The following is a 14,318-nucleotide window of genomic DNA, read 5'->3' as shown; positions in this document are numbered from 1 at the left end:
CCGCGCCCGGGATCCGCGGATCAGAGCCGCGTCGCGAGGAGTTCCCGCCCCTCGCGGCGCAGCCGTGCCAGGGAGCGCGGCGACACGCCGGCCACCCGCAGCGCGGCGTCGGCCGTCGCCCCGGCGAGGGCCCCGGGGTCACGGTCGGGGTCGGCCCGCCGGATGAGGATCACGCTCTCGGTGAGACCGAAGAGGAGGTCCGCACGGAGCGCCAGCTCCTCGACGGCGAGGTCCGCACCGGGCGCGGTGGCGGCGAGCAGTCCCGCGTAGGAGGACTTGAGTTCGCTCCTGAGCCGGTGGAAGTCGGCGAAGCGCTCCGTCCCGACCTCGGGCAGCAGGTAGAGGGCGCCGAGGTTGTGCGGGCCTCCGCACAGCAGCGCCGCGTCGGAGTGGCACAGCGCCCACAGGCGCGCCTCCGGGGACGCCTCCGTACGGGACACGAGCGCGGCCGCCACCTCCAGCGAGGGGCGCACGGTCCCCTCCAGGAGCTCGGCGAGGATCGCCTCCTTGCCGTCGAAGTAGTGGTACAGCGATGCCTGCCGCAGCCCGGCGCGCTCGGCGATGGACCGGGTGGAGGTCGCGGTGTAGCCGTGGGTGGTGAACAACTCACCGGCCACCAGGAGGACTTCGTCGCGCGGCTCCGGGCCGCCTGCCGGGCGCTCCTGGGCCCGCGGGCGGCCGACTCTCCTGCCGGCGGGCGTCTTCGGCGTACTCACTCCGTGATCCTCGCACAGGGGCGGCGCCTCATCCGGACCGAGCCGTGGGGGGTGAGTTCCAGGTAACCGACCGGAAACGCGAGGGCAATGACCGCGAAGCTCCCGCTGCCTAATTTCTGTCGAGCGACAGAAATTGATTCCGGACCGGAGGACGAGCCATGGGGACACCCTCAGCGCCATCGCCCATGACCGCATCGACGTACGGCGCGCGCGAGCATGCCCGTGCCCAGGAGGGCGCGACGGCCGATGCCATGCCGGTCGTCCCCGCGGGCGACTGGCCGGAGCCTCCCGAGGGCGTCGGAGCGGGCGACGTCGTCTGGGCCGAGACCGTGGCGGGCGGCGACTACGCCCACAAGGTCCTCGCCCGGGGCACGGAACTGCGGCTGACCGACCTCACCGGCGACGCCTGCGCCCACCTCCTCCTCCACAGCGCCGACCGCCCCTGGGAGCGGCTCAACACGGCCGACACGGTCAAGGTGCTCTGGAACGCCTACCTCGGCGAGGGGCACCTGCTCCTCTCCGACCAGGGCCGGGTGCTCGCCTCCCTCGTCGAGGACACCTCCGGCCGGCACGACGCCCTCACCGGCACCTCGACCCTCGCCCGCAACACCGCCCGGTACGGCGACGGCGCCCCGCAGTCCGCCTCGCCGGCGGGGCGCGAACTGCTGAAGCTCGCAGCCCTCAAGAACGGCCTGGCCCCGCGCGACCTCCCGCCGTCCGTCTCCTTCTTCCAGGGCGTACGGATCGCCGAGGACGGCACCACCCGGTTCACCGGCTCGGCGGGCCCCGGCGCGACCGTCACGCTCCGCGCCGAGCAGGACGTCACCGTCCTCCTCGCCAACGTCCCGCACCCGCTGGACCCGCGCCCGGAGTACCTCTGCGGACACCTCCGGGTCCTCGCGTACCGGTCCCGCCCCACCGTCCCGGGCGACGCCCTGTGGGACGCCACCCCCGAAGGCCGCCGGGCCTTCCTGAACACCGTCGACCACCTCACCGCCCGGGGGCTCGCATGACCGCCACCTCCCTGCCCGGCCGCGTCGTCTCCGACGACACCGTCCCCGCCCGGGCCGCCTGGTCCGCCGTCGTCCGCGAGGGACAGCTGCTGACCGTCACCGACCTGTACGGCAACCAGGCCGCCGACTTCCTGCTCTACGACGCGCACGACACCTCCGTGCGCTACAGCGCCCCCGACACGATCCAGGCCCGGGGCAACGTCTTCCTGACCACCGGCTCGGTCCTGCTCTCCAACGAGCACACGCCGCTGATGACCGTCGTCGAGGACACCTGCGGCCGGCACGACACCCTCGGCGGAGCCTGCTCCAAGGAGTCCAACACCCTCCGCTACGGCCACCACACCTGGGCGCAGCACGCCTGCGTGGAGAACTTCCTCGCCGAAGGCGCCCGGCACGGGCTCGGCAAGCGCGACCTGGTCCCCAACATCAACTGGTTCATGAACGTGCCGGTCGAGAAGGACGGCACCCTCGGCATCGTCGACGGCATCTCGGCCCCCGGCCTGAAGGTCGTGCTCCGCGCCGAGACCGACGTCCTGGCGCTGCTCTCCAACTGCCCGCAGATCAACAACCCCTGCAACGGCTTCGACCCGACGGCCGTGCGCATGACGATCACCGAGCCCGGCGCGAGCGACGAGGACGGCATCCGATGACCTTCGACACCCTGCTGGTCGCCAACCGCGGCGAGATCGCCGCCCGGATCATCCGCACCGCCCGGACGCTCGGGCTGCGGACCGTCGCGGTGTACTCCGACCCCGACCGGGGCACCGAGCACGTCCGCCTGGCCGACGAAGCCGTCCGGCTCGGCCCCGCCCCGGCCAAGGAGTCGTACCTCGACGCCGACCTGGTGCTGAAGGCGGCCAAGGACACCGGCGCCGACGCGATCCACCCCGGCTACGGGTTCCTCTCCGAGGACGCCGACTTCGCGCGCCGCTGCGCCGACGCCGGAATCGTCTTCGTCGGCCCCACCCCCGAACAGCTGGAGCTCTTCGGCGCCAAGCACACCGCGCGCGCCGCCGCCGAGGCGGCGGGCGTCCCGCTCGCCCCCGGCACCGGCCTGCTGCCCGACGTGGCGGCCGCCCTCGCCGCCGCCGACGGGATCGGCTACCCGGTGATGCTCAAGGCGACCGGCGGCGGAGGCGGCATCGGCATGCAGGCCTGCCACGACCCGGCCGAACTCGCCGTCGCCTGGGACCGGGTGCAGCGGGTCGCCGCCGCCTCCTTCTCCTCCGCCGGAGTCTTCCTGGAGCGGCTCGTGGAGCGGGCCCGCCACGTCGAGGTGCAGGTCTTCGGCGACGGGCTCGGAAAGGTCGTCGCCTTCGGCGACCGCGACTGCTCGCTCCAGCGCCGCAACCAGAAGGTCCTGGAGGAGGCTCCGGCCCCCGGCCTCCCGGACCACGTCCGGCACCGGCTCACGACCGCCGCCCGCGACCTGTGCGCGTCGGTGGACTACCGATCCGCCGGCACGGTCGAGTTCGTGTACGACGCCGCCCGCGAGGAGGCGTACTTCCTGGAGGTCAACACCCGCCTCCAGGTCGAGCACCCCGTCACCGAAGCGGTCTACGGCGTCGACCTCGTCGCCTGGATGCTCCGTCTCGCCCGGGGCGACACCGACGTCGTCACCGCGCCCCCGGCTCCCCGGGGTCACGCCGTCGAAGCCCGGCTCTACGCGGAGGACCCGTCCCGCGACCACCGCCCCAGCGCCGGACTGCTGACCCGCGTCGCCTTCCCCGACGGCGTCCGCGTGGACGCCTGGGTGGAGACCGGCACCGAGGTCACCACCGCCTACGACCCCATGCTCGCCAAGGTGATCGCACACGGCGCCGACCGCGCCGAGGCGCTCGACCGGCTCGACGCGGCCCTCGCCGCGACCCGCGTCGACGGCATCGAGACCAACCTCGGTCTCGTACGGGCCGCCCTGCGTGATCCCGACGTCCGCACCGCCACGCACTCCACGGGCACGCTGGCCGGCGTGGTCGACCCCACGCCGCGCGTCGAGGTCGTCGCGGCCGGCACCCTGACCACCGTCCAGGACTGGCCCGGCCGCACCGGCCACTGGCAGGTCGGAGTCCCGCCGGGCGGCCCGATGGACGACCTGTCCTTCCGGCTCGGCAACACCGCCCTCGGCAACGACGAGGGCGCCCCCGGCCTCGAATGCACCCTCCAGGGCCCCTCCCTGCGGTTCACCCACCCCACCACCGTCTGCGTCACCGGCGCCCCGGCCCGGGTGACGGTCGACGGCACCGCCGTGCCGCAGTGGGAACCGGTCACCGTCGAGGCCGGGCAGACCCTCGCCGTCGACGCGCCCACCGCACACGGCCTGCGCACCTACGTCCTGTTCGCGGGCGGCCTCGACGTACCGGAGTTCCTCGGCAGCGCCGCCACCTTCACCCTCGGCCGGTTCGGCGGACACGGCGGCCGCGCCCTGCGCCCGGGCGACGTCCTGCACGGCGGACACACCCGTACGAACACCTCCGTCGTCCCCCTCGACGCCCGGCCGGCTTTCGACGCCACCTGGCACATCGGCGCGGTCGAAGGCCCGCACGCGGCGCCCGAGTTCTTCACCGAGGACGACGTCCGCGACTTCTACGCCGCCGGCTGGAAGGTCCACTTCAACTCGGCCCGCACCGGCGTCCGCCTCGTCGGCCCCAAGCCGCGCTGGGCGCGGACGGACGGCGGCGAGGCGGGACTGCACCCCTCCAACATCCACGACACGCCGTACTCCGTCGGCGCCGTCGACTACACCGGCGACATGCCGGTCCTCCTCGGCCCCGACGGCCCCTCCCTCGGCGGCTTCGTCTGCCCGGCGACGGTGGTCACGGGGCAGCGCTGGAAGCTCGGCCAGCTCCGGCCCGGCGACACCGTCCGCTTCGTCCCGGTGACCCCCGAGACGGCCGCCGCCCTGCGCCGCACCCCGGCGGCGGCGCCCCGCGCCGACCGGCCGCCGCTCGGGGACGGAGGCGTTCTCGCCCGCCTGGCGGAGACGACGGCGCGCCCCTCGGTCACCTACCGGCGCAGCGGCGACGACAACCTCCTGGTCGAGTACGGGCCGATGCAGCTCGACCTGGCGCTGCGGATGCGCGTCCACGCGCTCGCGGAGGCGCTGGCCGCGCGCGGGCTCCCCGGCGTCCTCGACCTCACCCCGGGCATCCGCTCGCTCCAGATCCGGACCGACCCGGACGTCCTGCCGCAGCACGACCTGCTCGACGTCGTGCTGCGGGTGGAGGAGGAACTGCCCGCCACCGACGACCTGGTGGTGCCCAGCAGGGTCGTGCACCTGCCGCTCTCCTGGGACGACCCGGCGACCCGCGAGGCCATCGAGCGGTACGTCGCGGGCGTGCGCGACGACGCCCCCTGGTGCCCGTCGAACATCGAGTTCATCCGCCGCGTCAACGGCCTGGACACGGTCCACGACGTGTACCGGACCGTCTTCGACGCCGAGTACCTGGTCCTCGGCCTGGGCGACGTCTACCTCGGCGCGCCCGTCGCCACCCCGCTGGACCCCCGGCACCGTCTGGTGACGACCAAGTACAACCCGGCCCGCACCTGGACGGCGGAGAACTCGGTCGGCATCGGCGGCGCCTACCTCTGCGTCTACGGGATGGAGGGCCCCGGCGGCTACCAGTTCGTCGGCCGCACCACCCAGGTCTGGTCGCCCTGGCGGCAGCGCGGCGCCTTCGAACCGGGCAGGCCCTGGCTGATGCGCTTCTTCGACCGCATCAAGTGGTACCCGGTCGACGCCGACGAGCTCCTGGAGCTGCGCGCCGACATCGTCTCCGGCCGGTTCGTCCCGAGGACCGAGGAAGGCACCTTCTCGCTCGCCGCGTACCGGCGCTTCCTCGACGCGAACGCCGTCTCGATCGCCGCCTTCCGGGACCGGCAGAGCGCGGCCTTCGGGGCCGAGCGCGACGCCTGGGAGGCGGCCGGCGAGTTCGCCCGCGCCGACGCGGCGGCCGAGGTCCTCCCCCCGACCACCGACGTCGAGGTGCCCGAGGGCGGCAGGCTGGTGGAGGCCGACTTCACCGCCTGCGTCTGGCAGGTCAACGTCGAGGTCGGCGACCGGGTGTCGGCGGGTCAGCAGCTCGTCGCGCTGGAGGCGATGAAGATGGAGTCTCCCGTGACGGCGCCCGCCGGGGGCGTCGTCACGGAGATCCTGATCAGACCGGGAAGCCAGGTCGAGGCGGGCACCGCCCTCGTCGTCCTGGCCCCCGTCGAGACCGCGGAGGTGGCGGCATGAGCACCGCGCTGGAACGGGTCCGGGCCGCGTACGCGCGCGTCGCGCGGGTGGACCGCCCGGAGGTGTGGATCGATCTCCGCCCCCAGGAGGACGCGGAGGCGGAGGCCGCCGCGGTCGACGCGCGGACCGCCGCCGGGGAGCGGCTGCCGCTGGCCGGGACGGTGCTCGCGGTCAAGGGCAACATCGACGTGGCCGGGTTCCCGACCACCGCCGGCTGCCCCTCGTACGCGTACCTTCCCGAGGCCGACGCGCCGGCGGTGGCACGACTGCGGGCGGCGGGGGCCGTGGTCCTCGGCACCACCAACCTCGACCAGTTCGCCACCGGCCTGGTCGGCACCCGCAGCCCCTACGGTGCGGTCCGCGACGCCGTCGACCCGGCGTACGTCTCCGGAGGCTCCTCGTCCGGCTCGGCGGTCGCGGTCGCCCTCGGCCTCGTGGACCTCGCCCTCGGCACGGACACCGCGGGCTCCGGCCGGGTGCCGGCGGCCTTCAACGGCGTGGTCGGCCTCAAGCCGACCCCCGGCCTGGTCCCCACCGAGGGCGTCGTCCCCGCCTGCGCGTCGCTCGACTGCGTGACGGTCTTCGCCCGCACGCTCCCGGAGGCCGGGCAGGCGCTGTCCTTCATGGCGGCGCCGGCGGAGCCCGCCGCAGTGCCGGCGCGCCGTCCGGGGCCGTGGCGGATCGCGGTCCCCGACGCCCCGCAGCTCGGCGAGCTGGACGAGGGCTGGGCGGAGGCGTTCGAAGCGGCGGCCGCCCGGCTCGCCGACGCGGGCGCCGAGCTGCTGCCGGTGGACCTGGAACCGTTCACCGAGGCGGCGGCGATGCTGTACGAGGGGGCGTTCGTCGCCGAGCGCTACGCGGCCGTCGGCGCCTTCGTCGACGCGCACGCCGGATCGCCGGACCTCGACCCGACGGTGGCCGGGATCATCGCGGGGGCCCGGGACGTCCCGGCCCACCGCCTCTGCGCGGACCGGGAGAGGCTGACCTCCCTCCGCGCCCGGGCCCTGGCCTCCCTCGGCGACGCGGACGCCCTGCTCCTGCCGACGGCACCGGGGCACCCGACGCTCGCGGAGGTCGCCGCCGACCCGCTGGGCGCGAACGCGCGGCTCGGCCGGTTCACCAACTCCACGAACCTGTTCGGCCTCGCGGCGGTCGCCGTCCCGGCGGGCGAGGTGGCCGGGCGGCCGTTCGGCGTGATGCTGATCGGCCCGGCCCACACCGACGAACGGCTCGCCCGGATCGCCGGGGCGCTCACGGCTCCGCCCCTGCACCTGGCGGTGGTCGGCGCGCACCTCACCGGACAGCCGCTCGACGGACAACTGCTCGCCCTGGGAGGCCGCTTCGTCCGCACCACCACCACGGCGTCCGCATACCGGCTGTACGCGCTGGACACGACCCCGCCGAAACCCGGTCTGGTCCGGGTCCGCGAGGGCGGCGCGGCGATCGAGGCCGAGGTGTGGCGGCTCCCCGCCGAGGGGCTGGGCGCGCTGGTGGCCGCCCTCCCCCGCCCGATGACCCTCGGCAGCGTGGAACTCGCGGACGGCGCCTGCGTACCCGGCTTCCTCTGCGAGCCCGGGGCCCTCGACGGCGCCCGTGAGATCACCGCGTACGGCGGCTGGCGTGCCGCGCTCGCCTCGCTCGCCCGTCCCGTGGAAGCCGGGCACGCCCTTCCGCGCGAGTGAGGCGTCCGCAAGGGCCCCGAAGACCGCGGGGCCCCGGCCCGCGGCGGGTGAGCCGTGCCTTCCGCGCCTTCGGACGACCGGCCCCGGAGCGGCCGGGACCGAAGGCGCCGGATCATGGTGTTTCGGGGCGGGCGCCCATCGGCGGGAAGGCGAGGCCCGTCGGCGTGTTCAGGCCGGTGGCCGGGAGGGTGGTCTGGCCACCGCCCGTCTCCTGGACGCGGACCACCCGGTCGTTGAAGCCGTCGGCGATGTACAGGCCGCCGCAGCCGTCGAGCGCGAGGCCGAGCGGATCGCCGAGACCGGTGATGGGGACGGTGGTCTGGCCGCCGTCCTCCGCGATCCTGACCACGCGGTCGTGGCCGCTGTCGGCGATGTAGAGGTCCCCCGTGTCGCCGAGTGCCAGGCCGGTCGGCTGGGAGAGGCCGACGGCGGGGACCGTGGACTGGCCGCTCCCGTCGCCGGCCACCTTGACGACGCGGTCGTTGACGAAGTCGGAGACGTACAGGTTCCCGGCGGCGTCCAGCGCCAGCCCCCAGGGGTGCAGCAGCCCCGTGGTCGGTACGGTCGTCTGGGTCCCGCTCGCCACGGACACCTTCACGACCCGGTCGTTGAAGCTGTCGGCGACGTAGAGGTTCCCGGCCCGGTCGACGGCGAGCCCGAGGGGGCGCGACAAGCCGTCGGTGGGGACGGTGGTCTGGCCGCCCCCGTGCGCCGCCCGCACGACCACGCGGTTGTTGCCGGTGTCCGACACGTAGAGGCGGCCCGACGCGTCCCAGACCATGCCCGTCGGCCGTACGAGCCCCTCGAAGGGCACGGGTCTCTGGTCACCGTCTCCCGTGGGCAGGGCGACCACCCTGTTGTGGCCGTAGTCGGACACGTACAGGGACGCGTGCGCGGAGGTCCGGCCGTCCTGCGGCGGGGCCGCGCCCGCCGTCGAGGTGGGCAGCGCGCACAGCGCCAGGAGTCCCACCGCGGCAGCGAGTCGACGGGCCCGCCGGCGGGGGGCGCGCCCCTTCGCAGGCATGGACGTCACTGCTCCGGGCCCGGCCGTCGTACGCACCATGACTCCCCATCGGGTCTGAGCGGCCCGGCCCGCTGCCGTACCTGCGCCGACCGTAGGAAGGGACGGCGGAAGACACGGGAACCACGCCGCCCGCCGTCCCCCGCGCCACTCCAATGCCCGGCGCGGGCGCGTTTCGGAGCACCGCGGCGTCGGGTGGCGGCCGCCCGCTCTCGCGGGGCCCACCCGATCAAGCCGTCTTTCCGTCACCCGATCGGCCTTCAGAATCTAGAGTGTGCGCGTGACCGAGGAGAACCACCCACTCATCGCCGGCCGCTACCGCCTGGTCGAACGTATCGGCCAAGGCGGCATGGGCCGGGTCTGGCGCGGCCTTGACCAGCAGCTCTTCGGGCGCGAAGTCGCCATCAAGGAGATCCTCTTCCCTCCGGGCATGAACGAGGCCGACCGCGAGGCCCTGCTCAGGCGGTTCACCGGCGAGGCACGCGCAGCGGTCACTCTCAGCCACCCGGGGGTCATCACCGTCCATGACGTCGTGGAGCACCGCGGCGCCCCCGTCATCGTCATGGAGCTGATCCGCGGCCGGTCCCTGGCCGCCGAGATCCGCGACCACGGCCGGCTGCCGGTACGGCGGGTGGCGGAGATCGGAGCCGCCGTGCTCGACGCGCTGACCGAGGCGCACGCGGCGCGGATCGTCCACCGCGACATCAAGCCGGACAACGTGCTCCTGGCCAGGGACCGCGTCGTCCTGACCGACTTCGGCATCGCCCACCTCGCCGACGCCACGACCAAGCTGAGCCACAGCGGGATCGTCATCGGCACCCCGCAGTACATGCCGCCGGAGCAGCTCGACGGCAAACGCCCGACTCCTGCCAACGACCTCTGGGCTCTCGGCGCCACCCTGTACCACGCCGTCGAGGGGCGTCCCCCGTTCGAGGCTGAGGGTCTCCACGCCCTCGCCGTGGCCGTGTTCACCCGTCCGCACCGGCCGTCGGTCCACGCGGGTCCACTCGCCCCGCTGCTGGACGCGCTGCTCACCAAGGACCCGGCCGAGCGCGTGGGCGCCGCGGAGGCGGCCGAGACGCTCAGGGCCGTGCTGAGCGCCGCCCCCTCCCCCACCGGCCCCGGGCGGGAGGCCGAACCGGGCGGTGCTCCGGGACCGGTGCCCGCTCCCGGTACGAAGGCGGCTCCGAGGCCGGACGCGCCGGTGGAACCGTCCTCTGCCCCGACGACGCCCGAACGGGCCCCCTCGTCGACGCCGTCCGTACCGACCCCCACCGTCCCCGACCCCTCCGGGGGCGTCGTGGGCGCCGCGCGTCACCGCGTGCCCGACCGGCCGACCGCGCCGCCGGTCGTCGCGGCCCCGGACGAGCAGCCGCCCACACTCGACGCGACGGCCCCGTCAGAGCCGGACGGCCGGACGTCCAGGGGGCCGCGGGGCCTCACCCGGCGCTCCGCGGTCCTGGGGACGGTGCTCGCCGTGCTCGCCACGGGCTCGCTCCTGACCTGGTCCCTCACCCGCGACGACGACCCGCGGGGCGGCGGGGCGGGCGGCAGCGGGTCGGCGGCCTCCTCCGTCACGGTGCGGATCGGGGTGGACGCGCCCCTCAGCGGCGGACTCGCCTCGATGGGCACCGGCATCAGGAACTCCGCCGAACTCGCGGTCCGGACCGCCAACGAGACCGGACACGTCCCCGGTGTCACCTTCGAACTCACTGCCCTGGACGACGGAGCCGACCCCTCCAAGGGCGCGGTCAACGCCACCCGGTTCGTGTCCGACGACAAACTGGTCGGCGTCGTCGGCCCGCTCAACTCCGGCGTCGCCCGCACCCTGGTGCCCGTGCTCTCCCGCGCGGGCGTGGTCAACGTGTCACCGGGCAACACCGACCCCGCCCTGACCCTGGGCCCCGACTGGGCCACCGGCACCCGCGCCCGTCCGTACTCCACCTACTTCCGGACGGTCGGCACGGATGCCGACCAAGGGCCGTTCGCCGCCCGGTACCTGCACGGCGCCGGCAAGACCAAGATCTACGTGGTCGACGACGCGAGCCCCCACGGAACCGCCGTCGCCTCCGGCCTCACCGCCGCGTGGAAGAGACTCGGGGGGACCGTCGTCGGCACCGAGCGAGTCGATCCCGCGGAACGCGACTTCGCGGGCCTCGCCCTCAGGGTGCGGTCCTCGGAAGCCGAAGCCGTCTACTTCGGCGGCTACTACGACACCGCGGCACCGCTGTCCCAACAGCTCAAGCAAGCGGGCGTGACCGTCCCCCTCATGGGCGGCGACGGCATCTTCGACCAGGCGTACCTCACCGGGAACCCCCGGGCCGACGGCGACCTCGCGACCCAGATCGGCGCACCGGCCGAGGAGTCGGCGGCAGGACGCGACTTCCTCGCCCGGTACGAGAAGGCGGGCTACGCGCAGCCGCCCGGCTGGTACGGCCCCTACGCCTACGACGCGACCTGGGCGCTCATCGAGGCGGTGAAGGACCTCGCGAAGTCGAACGGCGGCACCCTTCCCGGCGACACCCGCGCGAAACTGCCGCGGGCCGTCGAGCATCTGGCCTTCGACGGCGTCACAGGCCCCGTCGCCTTCGACGGCGGCGACGCGGTCGACCGCCGACTGACGGTGTACCAGGTGGACGACGGAAGCTGGCAGGCCAGGACGACCGGTTCTTCCGCCCCGTGACGGGGCGCCCTTCGACTGCCGTCACCGGCGCCGGCCGGCCGCCGGCCGCTGATCGGATGCCGGCGTCGGGGAGTGGCCGAGGCGGTGCCCGGCTTGTCGCCGAAGCGGACGTGCTCGTCGCCCTGGGAGCGGGACGTGACGAACAGGGGGGCGGAGGCACCGTGCGGGCCCGGGGGGAGGGGCCCGCACGGTGTTACCGGACAGGGAGAGGGGAAGCGCGCATGTCCGGTTCCCTTCCGCGCCGTCTCTGGCTGTGATCCACGTCGCACCTCATGTGGCCGCCATGGGAAGGCACGCGTCCGAGGTCAGGCCACGCCGTCCTCCCACCACCACGACTGCGAGCCGTACGCGTGCTCGACCCGGGAGTCCACGTGCTGCCAGGACACCGTGTACGTCTCCAGTCCCGAGTAGCCGCAGGTCTCGGCGTTCTGGTAGATGCTCTTCGTGGACAGCCCGGAGATGGCGACGTCCGCGGCGATGCCGTACAGGTGCATGGAGTTCGAGGCACCGCCCACCGAGGAGTTGTGGGAGATGCTGCGGAAGCCGGAGTTGACCGTGACGGCCCGGTCGCCGCACTTCTTGCGCAGCGCCTCCAGCTTGTACATGTTGCGGCGCACGTTCTCCTTCACGGTCGCCGCGCCCACCTTGCCGCCCGAGAAGCCCGAGCCGTCCTTGCTCTGGAACTCGGAGAAGTCGAAGTGCGCGGTCGACCCGTCGGAGCTCTCCAGCGCGTTGAGCTTGCCGAAGGTCTGGGGCCCGGCCACCCCGTCGGCGGAGAGCCCGTACGCCGCCTGGAAGCGGCGCAGCGCCGCGCCGGTCCCGGGGCCGAACTGGCCGTCGACGGTGACGTACGTCTGCTGGGCCGAGCCCGCCGCCCAGCCCGCGATCCGGATCTGGAGCTCCGTGACGGCCGCGCCGCTCGCGCCCTGGGCGAGTTGCGGGGGCCAGCCGTACGCGGCGGCCGGGGAAGCCAGGACCAGACCGCCGCCGACGGCCAGACCGGTGGCCGCGGCCGCGCCGGCGCCGAGGCGCAGCAGTGAACGGCGGGACAGGTCGGATGCCGATGTCATGGTGAACTCCTCTTCGCCTAGTACCAGTTGTGGGACTGCCAGAAGGACCACGCCCCGCACGGAGTGCCGTAGCGGGACTTGATGTAGTCGAGTCCCCACTCGATCTGGGTGGCCGGGTTGGTCTGCCAGTCGGGGCCCGCCGCGCCCATCTTGTCGCCGGGCAGGGACTGCGGGATGCCGTAGGCGCCGGACGAGGGGTTCGTCGCGTACACCTTCCACGTGCTCTCGCGGATCCAGAGGTTGTCGAGGCAGCCGAACTGGCCGCTCACGGACCAGCCGTGCTCGGTGATCTTCCACTGTGCGGTGATCTTCACGGTGCGGGCCACCCGCATCGCGTTCATCGTCGCGGGGCCGGCGACACCGTCGGCGGACAGGCCGTTCGCCTGCTGCCAGGACGTCACCTTGGACTTGGTGCCGTCGCCGTACGCGCCGTCGGCCGTGGCGCCGGCCTTGCGCTGCACCTCCTTCACCTTGTTGTGCAGGGCGAGTTCGGTGCGGCTTCCGTAGTCGCCGTCCTCGGCGAGCCCGTTGTCCTGCTGGAAGGAGCGGACCGCGGCGGTGGTCTGCGCGCCGTAGACGCCGTCGATCCCGCCGGCCGGCAGGTAGCCGATGCCCGCGAGGTTGCGCTGTATCCAGGTGGTGGAGTCCAGGGCGTGCGCGGGGACGGAGGGCGCCAGCACGGCGAGCAGGGCGGCGGCCAGCACGAGCGCCGCCTGGGCGAGCGGCAGGCGGCGCCGGAGGTCCGGCGTTCGGGTGGGTGTCACTCGGGGGTCCTTGTCTTCGCGGTGGATCGGGGAGCGGCCGAAGTCATGCTGCTGCCATGGCTGTCGCTTCGGAGGTTCTCGCGAGCGATACGGGACGGGACCGGGACGGGCGGGACGCCGGGGGCCTGCGGGACGGGACGGGGCGGGACGACCCGCTTCACTCCGCTGTTTGTGGCGCAGATCACTTGAGCATGCCTCGGAGGTCTGTGAGTCCGCTGGGACGCGGGTGTCCCGGTGTGACAAAGTCCTGCCGCAGGTAGCGGCACGTTGTTCATGAACTCCCTTGCCTGCAAGGGGGGTTCAACACGGGGGAGAGACTTCGGATGACTGCTGTCGAGGAGCGGGCCCGGGACGAGCGGCGTCGGCGGGACGCCGAGCTCAGGGCCGTCCGCGAACGGGTCCTGGCGGGGATGCGCCGGATCAAGGAGGAGTTCGGTCTGAGCTACGGCCGGCTCGCCGAGAAGACGCACTACAGCCGCTCGTCCTGGGAACGCTTCCTCAACGGGAAGCAGTGGCCGAGCCGCGCCGCGATCCAGCAGCTCGCGGACGTGGTCGGACAGGACCCGACGCCCCTGATCGCCCTCTGGGAACACGCCGAGAAACTGGCCCGCAGAAGCAGACGCGAAGGAGCCGGACCGGAGGCCCAGGGGGAGCAAGAGCCGGAGCGGGGAGAGCGAGAGGGGACGGACGGCCCGGGACCGGAGGGCCGGGGCGAGGGGCAGGACGAGGGCCGGGACGGGACGGCGCCGGGGCCGGGGCCGGAGGAGCCGACGGGCCGGGGGAAGCCCGTACGGGACGGGGAACCCTTACGGGAGGAGCGACCCGCGGCGGGTGGCGCGCCGGCCTCGTCCCGAGAGCCCGACGGCGCCGACGGGTCCGCGCGGGCCGGGGCCGGTCCGGCCGCGGAGCCCGCCGGAGGCGCGGCCCCGACGGCCGCGGCGCGCGAGACCTGCCCCGGCACCGTCGGCCGCGCGGGCGCGGTTGCGGTGTCCGGCGCCCCGGCGGGCGCGCTCGGCGGCTGTGTCACGTGACCTCCCCCTCGGTCTCGACGTCGATCGACCCCGGCGAGCAGTATGGCCGCAGGCGGCCCGCCCGCACACCGGGAATGACACGATCTTGTGCCTATCGTGCCCCA

At 74.3% G+C, this 14,318-nt stretch carries 10 protein-coding genes; 6 read left to right on the top strand and 4 right to left on the bottom strand.

The genetic code is table 11. The features are described 5' to 3' along the window. Window positions 1–20: 20 nt before the first annotated feature. Window positions 21–716, bottom strand: a complete 696-nt coding sequence (locus tag IE321_RS07690; RefSeq protein ID WP_226652399.1) for a TetR/AcrR family transcriptional regulator — start codon at window positions 714–716, stop codon at window positions 21–23. Window positions 717–901: 185 nt separating this feature from the next. On the opposite strand from IE321_RS07690, the gene IE321_RS07685 reads away from it, so the two are divergent. Genes IE321_RS07685 through atzF form a run of 4 tightly spaced genes read left to right on the top strand, consistent with a single transcriptional unit; the run spans window position 902 to window position 7,645 of the window. Next, the gene (locus IE321_RS07685) at window positions 902–1,729 is read left to right on the top strand and encodes an urea amidolyase associated protein UAAP1 (protein WP_226652401.1); all 828 of its coding nucleotides are present in this window, start codon (window positions 902–904) and stop codon (window positions 1,727–1,729) included. Beyond that, window positions 1,726–2,379, top strand: a complete 654-nt coding sequence (locus IE321_RS07680; RefSeq protein ID WP_190222240.1) for an urea amidolyase associated protein UAAP2 — start codon at window positions 1,726–1,728, stop codon at window positions 2,377–2,379. The genes IE321_RS07685 and IE321_RS07680 overlap by 4 nt, the downstream gene beginning before the upstream one ends. Further along, window positions 2,376–5,963: an urea carboxylase gene (uca, locus tag IE321_RS07675; protein WP_190222239.1), complete on the top strand. Its 3,588-nt coding sequence runs from the start codon at window positions 2,376–2,378 to the stop codon at window positions 5,961–5,963. Before IE321_RS07680 ends, uca begins: the two co-directional genes overlap by 4 nt. After that, window positions 5,960–7,645, top strand: coding sequence for an allophanate hydrolase (gene atzF, locus IE321_RS07670; protein ID WP_190222238.1), 1,686 nt, complete (start codon window positions 5,960–5,962; stop codon window positions 7,643–7,645). The genes uca and atzF overlap by 4 nt, the downstream gene beginning before the upstream one ends. A gap of 112 nt (window positions 7,646–7,757) precedes the next feature. On the opposite strand, the gene IE321_RS07665 is transcribed toward atzF, so the two are convergent. Continuing rightward, window positions 7,758–8,615 (bottom strand): SMP-30/gluconolactonase/LRE family protein, encoded by an 858-nt coding sequence (locus IE321_RS07665; RefSeq protein WP_229916335.1) that lies wholly within the window; start codon window positions 8,613–8,615, stop codon window positions 7,758–7,760. A 331-nt stretch (window positions 8,616–8,946) separates the two neighbouring features. Here IE321_RS07665 and IE321_RS07660 point away from each other — a divergent pair, with 331 nt between their 5' ends. Then, window positions 8,947–11,349 (top strand): bifunctional serine/threonine-protein kinase/ABC transporter substrate-binding protein, encoded by a 2,403-nt coding sequence (locus IE321_RS07660; RefSeq protein ID WP_190222236.1) that lies wholly within the window; start codon window positions 8,947–8,949, stop codon window positions 11,347–11,349. A 305-nt stretch (window positions 11,350–11,654) separates the two neighbouring features. On the opposite strand, the gene IE321_RS07655 is transcribed toward IE321_RS07660, so the two are convergent. Then, complete coding sequence (locus tag IE321_RS07655) at window positions 11,655–12,419, bottom strand: D-Ala-D-Ala carboxypeptidase family metallohydrolase (protein ID WP_190222235.1); 765 nt, start codon at window positions 12,417–12,419, stop codon at window positions 11,655–11,657. Between the two features lie 17 nt (window positions 12,420–12,436). After that, window positions 12,437–13,183, bottom strand: coding sequence for a peptidoglycan-binding domain-containing protein (locus tag IE321_RS07650; RefSeq protein ID WP_190222234.1), 747 nt, complete (start codon window positions 13,181–13,183; stop codon window positions 12,437–12,439). 323 nt (window positions 13,184–13,506) lie between these two features. Here IE321_RS07650 and IE321_RS07645 point away from each other — a divergent pair, with 323 nt between their 5' ends. Continuing rightward, window positions 13,507–14,214 (top strand): helix-turn-helix domain-containing protein, encoded by a 708-nt coding sequence (locus tag IE321_RS07645; RefSeq protein ID WP_190222233.1) that lies wholly within the window; start codon window positions 13,507–13,509, stop codon window positions 14,212–14,214. Window positions 14,215–14,318 lie beyond the last annotated feature (104 nt).

Source organism: Streptomyces hydrogenans, from assembly GCF_014656075.1.
Taxonomy (GTDB): Bacteria; Actinomycetota; Actinomycetes; order Streptomycetales; family Streptomycetaceae; genus Streptomyces; species Streptomyces hydrogenans.
Note: the sequence above shows the minus strand (reverse complement) of the source record. Positions and strands in the feature narration are given on the sequence as shown.